The following is a 19,182-nucleotide window of genomic DNA, read 5'->3' as shown; positions in this document are numbered from 1 at the left end:
CTGCGAGCAGGCTTACTACCTTATTCCCTGCACTAACTGGAACATTATATACCGCTTAGCGTTGATGCCATGCCAAGGGCGTGCCTTGCTGCGGCTGTTCCCAGCTGCCGCCCAGAGCGCGGATCAGGTTGACCGTGGCGCGTGCGCGCTCGCCGTCCAATTGCAACGTCACCCGCTTTTGTTGGAGCAGAGTGCGGTCTGCATCAATCACTTCAAGATAACTCACTAGGCCTTCGCGATAGCGGCTTTGCGCCAAGTGGCTGGCGCGTTGCGACGAGGCGACGGCCGTGTCCTGCACTTCGGACTGGTTGTCGAGGATGCGCAGGCTGGCCAGATTGTCCTCGACCTCGCCAAAGGCGTTGAGCACGGTCTGACGGTATTTGGCGACGTCTTCCTCGTAGACGGCGCGTGCGCGTTCCAGCCCGGCTTCGCGGCGGCCACCGTCAAAGATTGGCATCGAGAGCATGGTGCCGATCAAGGGGCCGAGCAGGAAGGTACGGTTGGACCACTCGAACAGGCTGCCCAGCTCGGAGGATTCGTAACCGAGCGCGCCGGTGATGTTGAGGCGCGGGAAATAGGCTGCCTTGGCGACGCCGATGCGCGCATTCGCCGCCGCCATCGCGCGCTCGGCGGCTGCGATGTCTGGCCGGCGCTCCAGCAACGAGGACGGCAGGCTTGCCGGCACGTTGATCCTGATGCGTTGCAATGGAAGCGCTGCCAGGCTGAATTCCGCCGGGGATTTGCCCAGCAGGATGGCGAGGGCGTGTTCGGCAATCGCGCGGCGGCGCGTCACGCCCAGTTCCTCCGAGCGTGCTGCTGCGAGTTCGGTCTTGGCGCGCGCCAGTTCCAGTTCGCTAATGTCGCCGGCGTCGTAGCGGTGCTGGGTCAGCTGCACGGTCTGCTCGCGCAGCTTGACGGTGTGCTGGTAGATGTCACGCTCGGCATCCAGCTCGCGGATAGTGAAGTATTGCTGCGCCACATCCGCCTGCAGGGATAGTAGGACCGAGCGCAGCAGGGCGGCGCTCTGTTCCGCATCGGCCTGGGCGGCGTTGACCAGCGAGGATACGCGGCCGAACAGGTCTGCCTCATAGGCGAATTGCGCCTGCGCGCGCCACAATGTCTGTTCGCTGCCGTTCTCGGTGCGCTGGGCATCTGGCGATACGCGTTGATGCCCGGGGCTGATGCCGCCGCTCAGTTGCGGGTAGCGGTTGGAACGCTCGTCCTTGAACAAGGCGCGCGATTGCGCCAGCCTGGCGGTGGCGGCCTGCAGGTTCTGGTTGGCCGCCAGGGCCTCGTCCTCCAGGTTGTCCAGGGTGAGGTCGTTGAAGACCTGCCACCACTGGCCGCGGTGGTTGAGCTCCGCCGGCTCTGCAGTCTTCCACTGGCTGGACTGTTCTCCAGTCGCATGAAGGGAGGCTTCCTTGAATTGCGCCGGCGTTGCCACCTGGGGCTTCTCGTAGACCGGGGCCACTGAGCATGCCGCCAGCAGCAGCGTTGCGGTCAATAGCGATAATGTCTTGGTCGGTTTCATCGTGGTGTGCTTTCTAAATAAGATGGCTGGCCACCGGGCCGGCAAGGTGTGGTTTGTGTTCTGTTGCCGAGTGCAATGGACGGCCTCCGCTCAGTTTGCGCAGCAGCACGTAAAACACAGGCGTGAGGAACAGGCCGAACAGGGTCACGCCCAGCATGCCGAAGAACACGGCGATGCCCATGGCGTAGCGCATTTCCGAACCCGCGCCGCTGGACGTCACCAGCGGCACCACGCCCATGATGAAGGCGATGGAGGTCATGAGGATGGGGCGTAAACGCAGGCGGCTGGCTTCAATGGCAGCTTTTACAATCGTGCTGCCTTGCAACTCCAGTTCGCGTGCGAACTCGACGATGAGGATGGCGTTCTTCGCGGACAGTCCCACCAGCACCATCAGCCCGATCTGGGTGAAGATGTTGTTATCCCCTTTGGTCAGCCAGACGCCCGTGAGCGCCGCCAGTATGCTCATCGGCACGATGAGGATCACCGCCAGCGGCAAGGCCAGGCTTTCGTACAGCGCCGCAAGCACCAGGAATACCAGCAGCACGCTGATTGGGAACACCCAGATGCCGGCATTGCCCGCGAGGATCTGCTGGTAGGTCAGGTCGGTCCACTCGAACTTGATGCCGGGCGGCAGGGTCTGCGCGGCTATCCTTTCCACTGCCGCCTGTGCCTGCCCGGTGGAATAGCCGGGTGCCGGCCCGCCGTTGATGTCGGCGGCGGTATAGCCGTTGTAGCGCACCACCATTTCCGGGCCGTAGGTAGGGGTCACCTTGACCAGCGAGGACAACGGCACCATATCGCCCGCCATGTTGCGGGTTTTCAGTTGCAGGATGTCCTCGGCTTTTGCGCGGTAGGGCGCATCGGCTTGCGCGCGCACCTGGAACACGCGTCCGAAGCGGTTGAAGTCGTTGATGTACAGCGAGCCGAGGTAGATCTGCATGGTGTCAAACACCTCAGTTACCGGTACGCCCAATTGCTTAGCCTTGGCACGGTCCAGGTCCACGTTCAGCTGCGGTACGTTGATCTGGTAGTTGGTGAACATGGGGCCCAGCTCCGGCGCCTTGGAAGCCTCGGCGACGAAGGCGTTCACCGCCTTGTCCAGTTCGGCATAGCCCAGCGCGCCCCTATCCTCGATCTGCAGCTTGAAGCCGCCGATGGTGCCCAGGCCCATGACCGGGGGCGGCGGGAACACGGCGATATAGGCGTCCTGGATCTGGCCGAATTTCTCGTTCAGAGATTGCGCGATCGCGGCGGCCGACAATTCCTTGCTTTTGCGTTCGTTGAACGGCTTGAGCGGCGTGAAGACGATGCCGGCGCTAGAACTATTGGTGAAGCCGTTGATCGAGAGGCCGGGGAAGGCGACCGCGTTTTCCACACCGGGCTGCTGCAAGGCAATGTCGCTCATGCGGCGGATGACCTCCTCCGTGCGTTCCAGCGAGGCGCCGCTAGGCAGTTGGGCGAAGCCCACCAGATATTGCTTGTCCTGCGCCGGCACGAAGCCGCCGGGCACAATCAGGGAGACGCCCACAGTCAGGCCGAGCAGCACGGCATAGACGCCCATGGCCGTGCCCTTATGGTTGATGATGCCCTTGACTCCCTTGCCGTAGTTGTCGGAGGCACGGCTGAACAGGTTATTGAATCTGGCAAAGAAGCCGCCCAGCCAGCGGTCCATGAAGCGCGTGAGCCAGTCCTTCTTGTCGCCGTGGCCCTTAAGCAGCATGGCGGACAAGGCAGGGGACAAGGTCAGGGAGTTGAACGCCGAGATCACGGTGGAAATGGCAATGGTCATGGCGAACTGCTTGTAGAACTGCCCGGTAAGGCCGGTCATGAACGCCAACGGCACGAACACCGCGATCAGGGTCAGCGCGATGGCGATGATGGGCCCGCTTACCTCGCGCATGGCCTGGTAGGTGGCGTCGCGCGGGCTCAGGCCCGATGCGATGTTGCGCTCGACGTTTTCCACCACGACGATGGCATCATCCACCACGATGCCGATCGCCAGCACCATGCCGAACAGCGACAGGGCGTTGATGGAATAGCCGAACGCCAGCATCAGCGAGAACGTGCCGATGATGGAGACCGGCACTGCCAGCAAAGGGATGATGGATGCACGCCAGGTTTGCAGGAACAGGATCACCACCAATACCACCAGGGCGATCGCTTCTAGCAGCGTGGTCACCACGGCGCGGATGCTGGAGCGCACGAACTGCGTCGGGTCGTAGACGATGTGGTATTCCACCGATTCGGGGAAATCGGCAGCCAGCTCCTTCATGGTGGCGCGCACGGCATCGGAAATCGCCAGCGCATTGGCGCCGGGCGCCTGGAAGATAGGGATGGCGACCGCGGGCTTATTGTCCAGCAACGAGCGCAGGCCGTATTCAGAGGCAGCCAGTTCGATGCGGGCTACATCTGAGAGGCGGGTGATGCCGCCATCAGCGGAAGTCTTGAGGATAATCGCGGCAAACTCTTCCTCGGTCTTGAGGCGACCCTGGGCATTGACCGAGAGTTGCAGCGGCACATTGTTGGGCGCCGCGCCGATCACGCCGGCCGCCACCTGCACGTTCTGCTCGCGGATCGCCTGCACCACGTCGGATGCGGTCATGCCGCGCTGGGCAACTTTCTGCGGGTCTAGCCAGACGCGCATGGCGTAGTTACCAGAGCCGAACAGGCCAACTTCGCCCACGCCCTGGATGCGCGCCAGCCTATCCTTGACGTTGATCACGGCATAGTTGCGCAAATAGGTCATGTCGTAGCGGTTGTCCGGCGAGGCCAGGTGCACCACCATGGTGAGGGTGGGCGAGCTTTTCAGCGTGGTGAGGCCCAGCCGCTGCACATCGGGCGGCAGCCTGGGCAACGCCTGGTTAACGCGGTTCTGCACTAGTTGCTGCGCCTTGTCCGGGTCCACGCCGAGCTTGAAGTTGACGGTGATGGTGAGGTTGCCGTCGCTGTTGGCCTGCGACTGCATGTAGATCATGTCTTCCACGCCGTTGATGGATTCCTCCAGCGGCGAGGCTACCGTCTCGGCGATCACCTTGGGGTTGGCACCGGGATATTGCGCGCGCACCACCACGGAAGGCGGCACGACTTCGGGATATTCCGAGATGGGCAGCTGGAACATGGCCAGCGCCCCGCCCAGCAAGATGAGCATCGACAATACGCCCGCAAAGATCGGGCGGTCGATGAAAAACTTTGAGATATTCATATTGGATTCTCCCTAAGATGGTTCTTAGGCGTTGACGGCCTTTTGCTGTTTATTGGGGAGGCTGCGGATCGTGTGGACAGCTTCCTCTGCTTGGACCTGGGCCAGTGGCGACTCGCTGCCGGGCATGGCGATCAGATGCGGGCTGACCTGGCTGCCGGGACGCACCCGTTGCAGGCCGTTGACCACGATGCGTTCGCCTGGCTGCAGCCCGCTTTCCACCACGCGCAGCTCGCCATGGGCCGCACCTAGCCGTATCTCGCGGTAATTGGCTTGGTTCTGCGCATCGACCACCAGCACGTAGCGCTTGTCCTGGTCCGTGCCCACGGCTTTCTCGTCTATCAGTAACGCCGGGTGGGTGCTGCCGCTGCCCAGCCTGACGCGCGCATACAGCCCCGGCAGCAAGTCGCCCTTGCGGTTGTCGAACACGGCGCGCACGCGGATGGTGCCCGATGCGGTATCGAGGCGGTTATCGACCGAGCCGATGCGGCCTTCGCGGCTATAGCCGTCCTCGTTCGCCAGGCCCAGTAATACCTTGAGCTGGCTGGTGTGCCCGGGCTGGATGAATTTCAGGTAGCTTTGCTCGTCCACCTCGAGCGCCGCGTAGATGTTGTCGGTAGACACCAGTGTGGTGAGCGGTGTGGAGCTGGCGCCCGCGGAGACGATATTGCCCAGCGTCACCTCCGCACGCGAAATCCGGCCGGATACCGGTGCCGTGATGCGGCTGTATTCCAGGTTGAGGCGGGCCGTCTGCAATGCGGCCTGGGCTGCCAGTAATGCGGCTTTCGCCTCCAGCGCCGCGTTGCGCTTTTCCTCGAAGTCGCGGCGGGCAATGGCGTTGTCGCCGATCAGGCGCTCCGCGCGTTCCAGGTCGTGGCTGGTGTAGTCCAGTCGTGCCTCGGCACCGCTCAACTGGGCCTGGGCGCGCGCGACCTCCGCCTCGAATGGCCGCGGGTCTATGGTGAACAGCACGTCGCCTTTCTTCACCAGGTCACCATCCTTGAAATAGATCTTGGTCAGCGTGCCAGAAACCAGGGGGCGGATTTCAACACGCTCGACTGCCTCCAGGCGGCCAGAATAATCCTGCCAATCGGTGATGTCCTGCTGCGAGACAACGGCAACGTCCACGGTAACGGCATTGCTGGCGACAGCAGTGTCGGCCTGGGCTTCGTGGCTGGTGGGCGACCACAAGATGACGCCCCCCGAGATTGCCAGGGCAGCCGCCAGCAGGGCGGCCAATTTCTTTTGTTGCAGTGGTTTAGACATGATGTTCCTCATCTTCAATGTTGAAATCAAAATTTAGCGCGGCTAAAAAACGCTCCTGTCGTTGTTGCTCTACTTGTACTGTCTGCAGAGCACCTGGTCAGGAACACTTCGCTGAGTTTTGTTAGCCGCTGTTAATAGGTAAACCGGCGTGCCCAGCCTGGCGGCGCAGGAAATCGACTACCTCGCGCAACATGGGCTGGTGGGCGGGCAATTCGGCGTGCTGGACGCCGGCAAAACGCGACACCTGGGTAGGGATGCCGGCCTTGATCAAGGCGCTGGCGTATTTTTCCGCCTCGATATGCAGCACGTCGCATCCGGCAGTGGCGATCATGGCGGCGGGCAGGCCGGCAAGGCGCAGCGATTCCAGCGGTGCGGCATAGGGATGCATGCGTTGCGTGCACTTGGGCAGGTATTGCCGGTAGCGCTGCGCGCATTGCGCCGAGGTGAGCTCTGACTTGAGCCTAGCGGCGTCGCCCAGCAGGGTCATGCTCGGGTCCAGCATCGGCGCGATCAGCACTTGCGCGGCAATGCTGAATTCCCTGCGGTCGCGCGCCATCATGCTCAGGCCCGCTGCGATACTGCCGCCCGCATCGTCCCCTGCTACCACAAGCAGCTTGGCGGACATGTTCAGGCGGCGTGCGTTGTGTGCGGCCCATTGCGCAGCGGCGTAGGCATCTTCCGCCGCCGCGGGGAACGGGTGCTGTGGCGCCAGGGCATAGCCGACGGAAAGGACGACGGCAGGGCAATGGTGTGCGATAAAACTGGCGGGAAAGTCTGCATCGTCGATGCAGCCCGTATTGAAGCCGCCACCGTGGAAATACAGCACCAACGGCACGTTGCCGTCCGCCTGCGCGCGACGGTACAGCCGAACGGGGATCGCTCCCTCGGGTCCGGGGATGATGAAGTCTTCACGGGAAACGCGCGGTTCGTTCACAATCGGTCTGCATTCGCTGATACTGGATGCGACACATTGTGATCGTTGTTGCTAATTTAATAATCTTCTTAAATGTGGAAACACTGTTCGTAATTTACTAACAATTGTGTCCAGCAAGTCATCAGCATGGGTTTATGCGGTAAGAATTACAGAATAGATAATTGCATGTATAGCTGTGTGCACTGCTGTTTATTTTTGAATAATGTATTAATTTGTATGTTGATTGTTAGTAGAATGAAGAATAATTGATATATAAATTAAGACATCTCTATGGATAGATTTCAGGCAATGCAGGTGTTCACCCGGGTGGTGGATGCCAATAGTTTCACGCGTGCTGCAGATAGCCTCGGTTTGCCGCGAACGACGGTGACGACTACCATCCAGGCGCTGGAGGGACTGCTCAAGGTGCGTTTGCTCAACCGTACCACGCGTCGCTTGAGCCTGACCCCAGATGGGGCTGCCTACTATGAGCGCTGCATGCGTATCCTGGCCGAGGTGGACGAAACCGAGGCTTTGTTCCGCGACGTGACACGCGGCCCAAGTGGGCGGCTACGTATTGATGTTCCTGCCTCAATTGGGCGCTTGATTATTATTCCCAAACTGTGTGATTTTTATACGCGCTACCCTGATGTAGAGCTGGTGCTGGGCATGAGCGATCGCCCGGTGGATATGGTGCAGGAGGCGGTTGATTGCGTGGTGCGTGTTGGTGAATTACAGGATTCGACCATGGTGGCGCGACGTATCGGTGCTTTTCATCTCGTGACTTGTGCTGCTCCGCGTTATCTGGAGCAGCACGGTGTGCCACAGAGCTTGGAAGATTTACAGCATCATCATGCCGTGCATTACTTCTCCAGCCGCACCGGGCGGAACATGGATTGGGATTTTGTTGTCGATGGCCATGTGACCGAGGTGAAAATGACAGGGAAGGTAGCCGTCAACGATAGTGAAGCCTATGTTGCCTGTGCGCAGCAAGGTTTTGGCTTGATTCAGGTGCCGCGCTACATGGTGTTACCGCATCTTGAATCTGGTGAGTTGATAGAAGTCTTACCGCAGTGGCAGCCCTCCAGCCACCCGATTTCAGTGGTGTATCTGCATAATCGGCACTTGTCTCCAAAAGTCAGGGCTTTCGTTGACTGGATTGCTGAATTGTTCGGTCATTGCCCGTTGTTGAGCGGTTGTCCTGACAATATGTTGGACAAGGAGTGTCACTTCGCACAATGCGAGCAGGGCAACACCATTCGCGAAATCATTGATCGTAATAACACTGCCGAGGCTGTGTTCTAGGCCTCATGCATGCAACAGCGCGGCGTATTCCTGGCGGACGACCTGATAGCATTCGCATGCCATGCGCTCCAGGCCGGAACGGTTCAGCACATGAATATGGCCTCGACTGTAGCTGATCAAGCCTTGCCGCTGTAGCTTGCCAGCAGCCTCCGTGACGCCTTCACGCCTGACGCCCAGCATATTGGCGATCAGTTCCTGCGTCATGATCAATTCGGTTTTCTGTAGCCTGTCGAGGCTGAGCAATAGCCAGCGGCAAAGCTGTTGCTCCAGCACGCAATGACGGTTGCAGACGGCGGTCTGGGTTATTTGCGTGATCAATGCCTGGGTGTATCGCAGGAGTAAATGCGCAACGGTATGGCTGTGATCAAAAAGATGCTTGAGCGTGCTGGCGCGGATGCGATAGCCATATCCTGCGCTTTGCACCACGGCACGGCACGATGAGGTGTTGCTGCCCATGATCACGGGTGTGCCCACCATGCCTTCACCACCGACAACGGCAATTTCTGCGGATGCGCCGTTTTCCATCACGTAGAGCAATGACACGATAGCATCGGCCGGGAAATACACATATTTCAATACTTGTGCCGATTCGTACAACACATCACCCAACTGCATGGAGTATGGCTCCAGGCTTGCTATTAGTTGCTCCTGATCTACCAGTGGCAGTGCATTGATCAAGGTGTTGTGATGTGGGGTGAGCGGTATATCCATATAGCCTCCAGCCAAGGTGCTGCAATTCAGTATATGCCGATCAATTTAACCTTGAGCGCTCAATTTCCCTGCATTAGTCCGATTGGGCTAATTTTCCTATAAATCATTAAGTTATGTTCGGTATCGCACAGTGGGGAGTTTGGCTGCCATGCATGCTCATCCAACCTGGCGCTCATAGCTGGGCTTATGTAATTTTCTTAAGCATGTTTAATGTGAGAAGGAAGAGAAAATGAATAAATTGACGATGGTAGCTTGTGGAACACTACTAGCTGCAAGTAGCGGGGTAAATGCAGCGAATATCGTGGTGAATGGTAGTTTTGAGGCCGATACTATTTCGGGTGCTTATGAGCAACTGGCTAATGTGACTGGCTGGTACTCTGACGGTCTGTTTGAGATACAGCGTGGCAGCGATCATGGTGGTTGGTCAGCGTTCAATACTGCATACGATGGCGAGCAATATCTGGAGTTGAACTCTACCAACCTGACTTCAATCTGGCAGGATTTGTCGACAACAACAGGGCAGCTTTATAACTTGAGCTTTGCCTACTCAGGCCGTTCCGATACTCCGGGGGGGCTTAATAGCGCACTGGAAGTGTATTGGGGCGGGAACCAGGTGGTTGCAACTTCAGTTACCTCTCACAGCGGATGGGTGATCTATAACTTCAGCAATCTGGTAGCTTCTAATGCGCTTACCACGCTCAAGTTCACTTCGATTGAGCCACAGAATGCACCTTCCTATGGTTCTTTCCTCGATGGTGTGGTGGTCACCGCAGTACCTGAGCCTAGCACTTATGGCATGCTGGCATTGGGGCTAGGCGTGATGGGGTTGATCAGCAGGCGTAAACGCCAGCAGGATCAACATCACCTGTATTAACACCTAGTGGTATACATGCCCCTGGCCAGGCTTATTGCCTGGCTTTTTTCATTCTGTGGACAGTTGTTCGCGAATGGTGGCAACGGCACGATATGATTGCAAGCGTACTGCGAGGTCAAACACATGGCCAGTCACCATTAATTCGTCAGGCATGAGGTCATTCAGTAGTTTCCTCAACCCGGCCTTTACGGTGGTAGCAGAGCCAACCAGCGAGCAAGCCAACATGCGCTCGACGCTTAATTTCTCGGCAGGTGTCCAGTATTGCTCAATATCATCTACGGGTGGTGGCAGTTGGCCCGGCGTGCCACGATGCAAGTTGGTAAAGCCTTGTTGCTGCGAACTGAACCAATAGCGCGCTTCCTCATCGGTATCGGCTACCAGGATATTGGCCGTGACCATGAAATAAGGCTTATTCAACGAGGCTGATGGCTGGAAATTGCGGCGATAGGTATCAAGTGCCTGTAGCAGGAACGTGGGTGAAAAATGCGAAGCAAAGGCAAATGGCAGGCCATGTGCTGCGGCAAATTGAGCACCATATAAACTAGAGCCCAATATCCACAGGGGGATGTTTAATCCGGCTCCAGGCACTGCACGGATGCTTTGGCCCGCCTGGGGCTGGGCGAAGTAATGCTGGAGCTCTGCGACTAAGTCCGGAAAATCTTCCCCATGGGCATGCAGGTCGCGTCGCAAAGCGCGCGCTGTGGTCATATCGCTACCGGGAGCACGACCCAGCCCAAGGTCGATGCGCCCAGGGTAGATGGATTCCAGCGTGCCGAATTGCTCGGCAATCGCCAGTGGCGCATGGTTGGGCAACATGATGCCGCCAGCGCCGATGCGTATTGTCCTAGTGTGGCTGGCAACGTGACCAATCACGACAGAAGTGGCTGCACTGGCAATGCCCGGCATATTATGATGCTCTGCCAGCCAGAATCGTCGATAGCCTAGCTCCTCGGCAAGCTGGGCCAACGCGACGGAGTTGCTGAAGGCCTCTGCTGGCGTGCTACCTTGCACAATAGGGCAGAGATCAAGAATGGAAAATGGAATCATCGCTTTTCAATATCCAGGTGGATGTTGCAGAGACATTGCCATATTCCCATGGTTCTGATGAAAGTAGTACTAGCTCAACAATTTCTGTGGGTAACTTTGTGGGCAGCATGCGCATGAGCTGGCTAAACGGTTGTTATATCATGTGGAATTTGCTATTGCCTATTTATTGTGCAGCCTGCCAACTTAATTTATCTCAGCAGAGAACATACAATAGGCAACGCTGTCATTCTATATGACCTTTGATAATGAAATCCCCACTGTGATGATGCCTACTTTTGATAACCGTTTCCTGCGGGATTTGCCTGGTGACCCGGATACTACTAACCAGTTGCGTCAGGTGTATGGCGCCTGTTGGTCACGTGTGATGCCCACTTCGGTATCCGCTCCCAAGTTACTGGCTTATTCGTCCGAGATGTTGCAGGCACTGGGCTTGAGTGAGGAAGACATTAAGTCCCCGGCCTGGGTGAATGCTTTGGCTGGCAATGGCCTTATCCCAGGCATGGAACCTTATGCCATGTGTTATGGAGGTCACCAGTTTGGACATTGGGCCGGGCAGTTGGGCGATGGCCGCGCGATCAGCCTTGGCGAGGTAGTAAACAGCCAGGGTCAGCGCTGGGAGTTACAACTCAAGGGCGCGGGCGTGACACCCTATTCACGTATGGCGGATGGCCGTGCCGTGTTGCGCTCATCGGTACGCGAATTTCTTTGCAGCGAGGCGATGCACCATCTTGGCATTCCCACTACGCGTGCCCTGAGCCTGGTGCAGACCGGTGATGTTGTGATTCGCGATATGTTTTATAACGGCAACCCGCAGGCTGAGAAGGGCGCAATCGTATGCCGTGTATCGCCCTCATTTATCCGGTTTGGCAATTTCGAGATTTTTGCCATGCGCCAGGATAAACAAACGCTGCAAACGCTGGTGGATTTCACTATTCACCGTGATTTTCCTGAGTTGGCTGATTTCCCCGAAGATGAGCGTTTAGCCGAGTGGTTTGCCATTGTCTGTGTACGCACTGCGCGCCTGGTCGCACACTGGATGCGCGTGGGCTTTGTCCATGGCGTGATGAACACCGACAATATGTCGATTCTCGGCCTTACTATTGATTATGGCCCTTACGGCTGGGTGGATAACTTCGACCCTGGCTGGACGCCCAATACCACTGATGCCGCAGGCCGTCGTTATTGTTTTGGTCGCCAGCCCGAGATTGCCCGCTGGAATCTGGAGCGCTTGGCGCAAGCGTTGTATGCCTTGAAGCCAGAGCGGGAAATTTACGACGAAGGCCTGATGCTATTCGACCAGGCTTACAACAAAGAGTGGGGTGCCGTGTTGGCTGCCAAATTTGGCTTTAGCCAGTGGCGCGATGAATATGAGCCTTTGTTCACCGCAGTGTTCGATCTCATGACCCAGGCCGAGATCGACATGACCGAATTTTTCCGCAAGCTGGCCTTGATCGAAGCCACCCAGCCAGACTTGGACATCTTGGAAAGCGGGGCCTATAGCGATGCACTATGGGAAACCTTCAAGCCCAGGTTCAGTGATTGGCTCAAGCAATATAGCCAGGCAACGGTTGCAGATGGACGTGACCCAATAGCCAGGAAAGAGGCCATGAACCGTGTCAACCCGCGGTATGTCTTGCGCAACTACCTGGCGCAACAAGCCATCGATCTGGCAGATGCTGGTGATAACAGTTTGATAGAAGAGTTGTTGGAAGTGTTGCGCCAGCCTTACGACGAACAGCCAGGCAAGGAGCGCTTTGCTGCCTTGCGACCGGATTGGGCCAAGCACAAGGCTGGATGCTCGATGCTGTCTTGTAGTTCCTGATTTAATACTTCACTTCACATAATATCAAGGGCGAGCGCAGCGATGCCCAATCGCTGCGCTCGCCCTTTGAGTTGTTAGGGTCGTTAGAGTTGCTCTTGATCCAGCCTGCGGCTTGCATGTGTCAACGAAGCAAGCTCGAAGTGTTCCTTGCGACGTTTGAGCAGGCGGGTGATGGTAATGACTGCTACGGGGGTCAAGGCCGCCAGCAGGAAGGATTCTAGCAAGTGGGTCGCGGGTTCATTTGGCGTGGGGAACATGGACAATCCTGCGACCAGTCCGGCAATGGTGCCCATGACCGCTTCTCGCCCGGTATGCGAGCGGCTGAACAGGCCGAAAAAGACCGGGAAAGCCGCCGCCGAGCATAGCAGGTCGGCGAGCAGGAATAGGTAAAGCACGCTGTAGCCCTGTGCAGCAACAATCAACACCGGGATTGCGACCAGCAGCACTAGCCAGCGTGACAATCGCATCAAGCTCGAAGCGCTACGCTTAGGCATCACTCGCCCGATATCCACAGCCACAATGCTTGAAATCGCGCTGATCGCGCTATCTGCACTGCACATCACCAGGGATATACCGAGTGGAATCAGCGCAATGGCCAGCCAAAGCGGGATGTTGGGCATGACCACGCTGAACAGCGCTACCGAGCTATCACCTTGTGGTGTCATCGCCATGAAGGCCAGGCCGAACAAGCCCATGATGAAGATGAATGGCACGACCAGCAAACCACCCAGCAGGAAGCCGTTACGCATGGCAGGGATGTCTTTCGCAGAGTAAATGCGTTGCCAGTTGCCTTGATGAAAGATGCCGGTGAGCAGGATGGCGACGAAGAAGGTCAGCCCGGCCTTGATGCCACCAATATCGTGTAGGTCGATGAGCTGCGGTGCGGTTTCGCGCAGCTTGTCCATGACAGGCACCACGCCACCGGTTGCTTTCCAGCCAATAAATACCAGTGCTGCCAGCAGCGGGATGATGATGACGATCTGCACTTTGTCGGTGAAGATAGAGGCACGCAAGCCACCATAAGTGGTGTAGAGCAACGTGAAGCCGAGCACGATGGCTGCCGTGGCCCAGAGCGGCACTGGCGCAAGGATGGTCACCATCTTGGCGATGGCGGTGATCTCCGCACTCATGGCGATAAATAGGTAAAACAGCATGATGCTGAGTGCGAGCAGATACATTGGCTTGCCATAGCGCGCGATGAGAAACTCGGTAAGGGAGTGGCCATTGGGCATGAGTTCACGCATGCGCTTGCCGAGCGGGATCATGGCAATGCGCGGCGACATCGCGCCAAGGGCATAGCCGATCACCGCGGTGAGGCCGCCCCAGGTAGCCGCTTGAGCTGGCGAGAACAATATCCATGCACCGAGGGAAGAGGCGAGTAGCACCATGACACTGGCAATGGAGCCTTGGCTGTTGCGGGCGACGATGAATTCTTCAAGATTACCGCGATAACGGCGCGAGTAAGCCATGCCGAGAATGGCGAAAGCGGCGGCGAAAAAAATCAGCCAAGCGAGCGTGGCTTGTGTACTGAGCATCTTGTGGTGACTCCTGTAATCAACGAACGACAAGGAGTACGCAAACCCGATGCGGTACTTCCTTCCTTTCGCCAGCATGATCTGGATCAAGTATTAAGGGTCATGGCCCATTGCCATTTCTCAGCCGTGATCGGCTCCCCCAGGATTGAACGGGCCAATAGCAAGTGGCCGTTCTGGTGCCGGATTATAACGACTTTCATCACGATTTTCACAATGCATTGGATGTGAATCGTTCATATTCCGTGCTATGGTTCAACCTTTCGGCACGGGGTGCCCTGATGGAATGGTTTCCACAGGGCTGAGAGCAAACCCGTATACCTGATCCAGATCATACTGGCGGAGGAATGCCTGTCGCAGCCCTGGCTGCGGTGTCTTCCTTTGTCATGATTTACTGCAAAGGAATGACATGAACAATCCATCAGCCCCACAACTCCGTATTCAAGACCAAGTCGTGCTCGTCACCGGTGCCGCACGCGGGCTGGGCCAGCATATTGCCCGTGCCTTCCTCGATCAGGGTGCAAGGGTCGTCATCAATTATCTTCATAGCGAGGCTGCCGCGGCCAGGCTCGTGGCTGAAGCGCCTGAACGTGCATTGGCGATAGGTGCGGATGTGAGCGATGCAAAGGCTGTGCGTTGCATGCTGGAGCAGGCACAGGCACATTTCGCTCAGCCAGTGACGACGGTGGTCAACAATGCGCTGCCGGATTTCAAGTTCAATGGCGATGCCCGAGCTCATGCTGCCGATCTTGGCTGGGAAAGCCTGCAGCAACAGTTCGATGGGGTGGTGAAGGGCGCGTTGAATACTGTGCAGGCGGCCTTGCCTGGCATGTGTGCACAGGGTTGGGGGCGGGTGATCAATATCGGCACCAATTTGTTCCAGAACCCGGTAGTGCCTTATCACGATTACACTGCTGCCAAGGCGGCCTTGTTGTCACTCACACGTACCCTGGCACAAGATTTGGGGCCGGGGGGCATTACTGTCAATATGGTGTCGGGCGGCTTGCTGCGTACAACCGATGCTTCTGCTGCCACGCCAGAGGCCGTGTTTGATCTGATTGCTGCCAGTACACCATTACGCCGCGTGACGACACCAGAAGAGTTTGCCGATGCGGTGCTGTTTTTCGCCTCGCCCTGGTCGCGTGCCGTGACGGGGCAGAATCTCGTTGTGGATGGTGGCTTGGTGAAGAATTAGGGCTGTGGTGATGATGCACATCAATTTATTCCTGTTCGGTTGCGGCCACCACAACGCTGCTTGGCGCCACCCGGATTCCCAGGTCGAACGCCTGGGTGATATTCGCTATTACGAGGAAATGGCCCAGCTAGCCGAGCGTGGCAAGCTGGATGCGGTGTTCTTTGCCGATGGGCATGCGACCAATAACATTACTGATGGGCCGCGCTGGTTCCTCGAGCCAGTGACCATGCTGACAGCCATTAGCCGTGCTACCAAGCACATCGGCTTGGTGAGCACCATTTCCAGCACGTTTTACACACCTTTCCATGCAGCAAGACTGATGGCATCGCTGGACCATATCTCCGGTGGACGTGCAGGATGGAACGTGGTGACGTCGATGTTTGATGTTGAAGCAAGGAACCACGGTTATGAAGCGATGCCCGGCCATGCTGAGCGCTATGCGCGGGCTGAGGAATTCATCCAGGCGGTATTGCAACTGTGGGATAGCTGGGATGATGGTGCATTGCTCAACGACCGCGCGGGAGATTACGTTGATGAAAGCCGGGTTCGGCAGATCAATCACCAAGGCGCACATTTCCTCGTTGATGGCCCCTTGACCGTACCGCGCCCACCTCAAGGTAATCCTGTGCTGTTCCAGGCGGGCGCTTCCGATCATGGCCGCGCACTCGCCGCGAAATATGCTGAGGCGATTTATGCCGTGGCCTATGACCTGCCGTCGGCCCAGGCCTATTACGGCGACGTCAAGGCTAGAGTCAAAGCTGCCGGGAGACAAGTGGATGTGCCTATCCTGCCAGGTCTTGTGACCTTTATTGGCTCAACTGAGGCCGAGGCGCGTGCCAAGCAGCGGGCGCTGGATGAGCTATTGCCTGCAGAAACATCCCTGCGGCAATTACAGTTGTTTATCGATCAGGATTGCATGGATTGGGAGCTTGATGCACCAGTGCCACCCTTGCCGCCGCTGGAGGCCTTTACCGGCCCCAAGGGCCGCTATGCCACCGTGTTACGCATTATTGAACGCGAAAAGCCTACCGTGCGCCAGCTATTGGGCCGCCTGGCTGCGGGGGGAGGGCATTGCACCATGGTTGGCACGGCAGAGCAGGTGGCAGACCAGATGGAGCATTGGTTCCGCAATGGCGGGGCAGATGGCTTTAACCTGATGCCGCCGATGCAACCCGAAAGCGTGCAGGACTTTGTCGATCATGTCATTCCCATCCTGCAACAGCGCGGCCTGTTCCGCCACGATTATGAGCATGCCACCTTGCGCAGTCATCTAGGGCTGGCTAGGCCGGTACGCGTCTAGCATTGTCTTTGTGCCAGAGGATGCTGGCTCTTGGTATCATGCTTGCAGATATAACCGAGAGCCTAATCAATGCACCAGACCTTTGCTATCGACACCATGCTGCACCTGCTCATTGCACTGGGTGCTGGGCTATTGATCGGCGCTGAGCGCGGTTGGCAAGAGCGCGATGAAAACGACTCATACCAAAGTGCAGGCATCCGCACCTTTGCCTTGACTGGCTTGCTGGGAGGCTTGAGCACTTTGCTGGGGCAGCAGATGGGCATGGTCGTATGGGTGACGGTACTGGCGGCATTGATGCTGGTGGTGGGTATTGCGTACGTTGTGGATGTGCGCCGCACTGGTGACCATGGCATCACCAGCGAATTGGCCTTGCTGATCACCTTCCTGTTGGGCAGTCTTGCTTTGTCTGGCTACGTGATGCTGGCAAGCGCTGGTGCCGTGGTGGTGGCCTTGTTGCTCAGCCTGAAAAACGTATTGCATTCCCTGCTCAAGCGCTTGAGTGAGGCCGAAGTTTCCGGTGCGCTCAAGTTGCTATTCATTTCCGTGGTGATGCTGCCCGTATTACCGAACGAGACTTATGATCCCTGGGGCGTGTTCAATCCTTATACCACGTGGTGGATGGTGGTGCTGATCGCCGCGCTGAGCTTCATTGCCTATATCGCCATTCGTCTTACTGGCACACGCTATGGCCTGATGTTGACGGCTATCCTTGGTAGCTTGGTGTCTTCCACCGCCATGACGCTTACCCTGTCACGCTTGTCCAGCAAGCCATTGCAGAATGTATTGTCAGCAGGCCTGCTGGCGACATCAGCTTTGATGTTTCCACGTGTCTTGCTGATTGTGGCCGCGGTGAATATTTCCATATTGCCGCATATTGCCTGGCCATTGAGTGTGATGTGTTTAGTGTATCTTGCCGGAGCCGGGGTCTTCTGGCTAAGGGCTATCAAGGAAGAGCCAGCCAATGCAGAAACACCACTACGCAACCCTTTTGAGTTAAGGCCAGCTATCCGTTTTGCCTTGCTGTTAAGCCTGATCTTGTTCCTCGTTGAGGCGGGCAGGCGCTATATGGGGGATGCTGGCGTTTATTTGGTCTCTATCCTTGCTGGCCTAACCGATGTCGATGCCATCAGCTTGTCTTTATCGCGTAATGCCTTGCACGAGTTGGGGATGAACGTGGCGACGCAGGGTATTGTGCTGGCCGTGATCAGCAATAGTGTGGTGAAGGCAGCTTTAGTCGGTGTTATTGGAGGCAAAGCACTGGCTTGGCGTACTTATCCTGTGATTGGTGTCGCTTTGGCTGCTGGTTTATTAGTGATGTTGCTTACCTGAGAAGTGGCTAGATTGTTCACGGTAAAGGTATTAAGCAGGCAGGAATTTGTTATCATGCCGCCCTTTTTTGCATAAAGGAGCACGCATGGCAGACAATCAGAAAAAAGAGAACAAGGCCAATCTGGTGATCCTTGATCGCCCCATGATCTCCGTAGAAACGACAGAGTATAAGGAAGTCAGGATGACGGTGATTGGCATGGATGGCGCGATGGAAAACATTCGCCAACAGGAGCTTTTGTTTCCCTTGGAGTGTGCTCGTCAGGTGGCAGAGTTCCTCTTGCAGTTGGCTCCACCAGAGGATAAACAAGACAAACCAGTCAAGGCGGAATGATCACGGGCATGATGCATGCCGTGTTGTGATGAAAAAAACTCTGTCCCAAAGCTTGACTTTGTGTACATTCGTACAGTAAATTTTCACCCATGGGACAAGACAAAGACTTTGAATACCTGGGCAAGATCCAGGACTATTTCGCCGAACACAAGACATTGCCGACTTTTAGCCATGTCGCGCAATTGCTTGGGTTTAAATCTAAGAATGCGGTGACATCGTTCGTGGCGCGGCTCAAGTTACAGGGCTTCCTCGACTATGCGCCTGATAAGCGGCTCAAGCCGGGTAGGCGTTTTTTCGAGCGGATTCTGGCTGAGAGCACGGTACAGGCCGGGTTTGCCACACCATCATATGGCGATACCCTAGACACGATGGGTATTGATGATTACCTTATCGAAAAGCCCTCGCAAACCATCCTCATCACAGTGCGTGGTGACTCGATGAAGGATGCGGGGATTTTTAATGGCGATGTCGTGATTGTGGAAAAACGTCCTTTTGCCAATCTTGGCGATATTGTCGTGGCTATCCTCAACCGCGAATTTACGCTCAAGACCTTGGGTAAGGAAGATGGGCAGTTTGTGCTGATTCCTGCCAACAAGGATTTTCCGGTGATTCGCCCCAATGGTGATTTCGAGATTTTTGGGGTGGTGGTGGGGCAGTTCCGCAAATATAGCTAAGTCCACATCGCTTAAGCCACTCTGTATTACGCCTAAAATGATGCCGCTGCCTAGAAAATAGGCAGCGGCATTTCTCTTTATTGCATCAGCAAGTTAATTTTGCCATCCCCAGACTGCCCACAAAGTTATGCACAGATTTTGTGGGGCGCTGTG

Annotated in this window: 15 protein-coding genes and 2 riboswitches; of the genes, 8 read left to right on the top strand and 7 right to left on the bottom strand. The window is 56.8% G+C overall.

Annotated features, from left to right (window positions below; all coding sequences use genetic code 11):
* Positions 1 to 55: 55 nt before the first annotated feature.
* The 4 genes from LG202_RS06395 to LG202_RS06380 all read right to left on the bottom strand — a co-directional run bounded on the left by LG202_RS06395 (position 56) and on the right by LG202_RS06380 (position 6,930).
* Positions 56 to 1,531, bottom strand: coding sequence for an efflux transporter outer membrane subunit (locus LG202_RS06395; protein WP_230347567.1), 1,476 nt, complete (start codon positions 1,529 to 1,531; stop codon positions 56 to 58).
* Between the two features lie 13 nt (positions 1,532 to 1,544).
* Positions 1,545 to 4,733 (bottom strand): efflux RND transporter permease subunit, encoded by a 3,189-nt coding sequence (locus LG202_RS06390; protein ID WP_230347566.1) that lies wholly within the window; start codon positions 4,731 to 4,733, stop codon positions 1,545 to 1,547.
* Positions 4,734 to 4,757: 24 nt separating this feature from the next.
* Positions 4,758 to 5,996, bottom strand: coding sequence for an efflux RND transporter periplasmic adaptor subunit (locus tag LG202_RS06385; RefSeq protein WP_230347565.1), 1,239 nt, complete (start codon positions 5,994 to 5,996; stop codon positions 4,758 to 4,760).
* Positions 5,997 to 6,117: 121 nt separating this feature from the next.
* Positions 6,118 to 6,930 (bottom strand): alpha/beta hydrolase fold domain-containing protein, encoded by an 813-nt coding sequence (locus tag LG202_RS06380; protein ID WP_230347564.1) that lies wholly within the window; start codon positions 6,928 to 6,930, stop codon positions 6,118 to 6,120.
* A 270-nt stretch (positions 6,931 to 7,200) separates the two neighbouring features.
* Here LG202_RS06380 and LG202_RS06375 point away from each other — a divergent pair, with 270 nt between their 5' ends.
* Positions 7,201 to 8,214: a LysR family transcriptional regulator gene (locus tag LG202_RS06375; protein ID WP_230347563.1), complete on the top strand. Its 1,014-nt coding sequence runs from the start codon at positions 7,201 to 7,203 to the stop codon at positions 8,212 to 8,214.
* 3 nt (positions 8,215 to 8,217) lie between these two features.
* On the opposite strand, the gene LG202_RS06370 is transcribed toward LG202_RS06375, so the two are convergent.
* A complete protein-coding gene (locus LG202_RS06370) occupies positions 8,218 to 8,925 on the bottom strand; it encodes a Crp/Fnr family transcriptional regulator (RefSeq protein WP_230347562.1) in 708 nt (235 codons plus the stop codon).
* A 229-nt stretch (positions 8,926 to 9,154) separates the two neighbouring features.
* On the opposite strand from LG202_RS06370, the gene LG202_RS06365 reads away from it, so the two are divergent.
* A complete protein-coding gene (locus tag LG202_RS06365) occupies positions 9,155 to 9,799 on the top strand; it encodes a PEP-CTERM sorting domain-containing protein (RefSeq protein WP_230347561.1) in 645 nt (214 codons plus the stop codon).
* 48 nt (positions 9,800 to 9,847) lie between these two features.
* On the opposite strand, the gene LG202_RS06360 is transcribed toward LG202_RS06365, so the two are convergent.
* Positions 9,848 to 10,846 carry an LLM class flavin-dependent oxidoreductase gene (locus LG202_RS06360; protein WP_230347560.1) on the bottom strand — a complete coding sequence of 333 codons (999 nt, stop codon included), beginning with the start codon at positions 10,844 to 10,846 and terminating at the stop codon, positions 9,848 to 9,850.
* Between the two features lie 265 nt (positions 10,847 to 11,111).
* Between LG202_RS06360 and LG202_RS06355 the strand changes: the two genes are divergently transcribed.
* Positions 11,112 to 12,668: a protein adenylyltransferase SelO gene (locus LG202_RS06355; RefSeq protein WP_230348055.1), complete on the top strand. Its 1,557-nt coding sequence runs from the start codon at positions 11,112 to 11,114 to the stop codon at positions 12,666 to 12,668.
* An 83-nt stretch (positions 12,669 to 12,751) separates the two neighbouring features.
* Here LG202_RS06355 and LG202_RS06350 read toward each other — a convergent pair whose 3' ends face one another.
* The gene (locus LG202_RS06350) at positions 12,752 to 14,203 is read right to left on the bottom strand and encodes a sodium:solute symporter family protein (RefSeq protein WP_230347559.1); all 1,452 of its coding nucleotides are present in this window, start codon (positions 14,201 to 14,203) and stop codon (positions 12,752 to 12,754) included.
* Between the two features lie 46 nt (positions 14,204 to 14,249).
* A riboswitch (TPP riboswitch) is annotated at positions 14,250 to 14,354 on the bottom strand.
* A 105-nt stretch (positions 14,355 to 14,459) separates the two neighbouring features.
* Positions 14,460 to 14,565, top strand: a riboswitch (TPP riboswitch).
* 44 nt (positions 14,566 to 14,609) lie between these two features.
* Here LG202_RS06350 and LG202_RS06345 point away from each other — a divergent pair.
* The 5 genes from LG202_RS06345 (at position 14,610) to LG202_RS06325 (ending at position 19,029) form a co-directional block, all read left to right on the top strand.
* Entirely contained in the window at positions 14,610 to 15,395 is a 786-nt protein-coding gene (locus LG202_RS06345; RefSeq protein ID WP_230347558.1) for a 3-oxoacyl-ACP reductase, read from the top strand.
* A 10-nt stretch (positions 15,396 to 15,405) separates the two neighbouring features.
* Positions 15,406 to 16,695 (top strand): LLM class flavin-dependent oxidoreductase, encoded by a 1,290-nt coding sequence (locus LG202_RS06340; RefSeq protein ID WP_230347557.1) that lies wholly within the window; start codon positions 15,406 to 15,408, stop codon positions 16,693 to 16,695.
* A gap of 69 nt (positions 16,696 to 16,764) precedes the next feature.
* The gene (locus tag LG202_RS06335) at positions 16,765 to 18,024 is read left to right on the top strand and encodes an MgtC/SapB family protein (protein WP_230347556.1); all 1,260 of its coding nucleotides are present in this window, start codon (positions 16,765 to 16,767) and stop codon (positions 18,022 to 18,024) included.
* A gap of 85 nt (positions 18,025 to 18,109) precedes the next feature.
* Entirely contained in the window at positions 18,110 to 18,355 is a 246-nt protein-coding gene (locus LG202_RS06330; RefSeq protein WP_230347555.1) for a hypothetical protein, read from the top strand.
* Positions 18,356 to 18,444: 89 nt separating this feature from the next.
* On the top strand, positions 18,445 to 19,029 hold the full coding sequence (locus tag LG202_RS06325; RefSeq protein ID WP_230347554.1) for a LexA family protein: 585 nt from the start codon (positions 18,445 to 18,447) through the stop codon (positions 19,027 to 19,029).
* Positions 19,030 to 19,182 lie beyond the last annotated feature (153 nt).

It is taken from the genome of Methylobacillus methanolivorans (assembly GCF_054588515.1).
The sequence above is the reverse complement of the archived record's forward strand: the minus strand, read 5'-3'. Positions and strand labels throughout refer to the sequence as shown.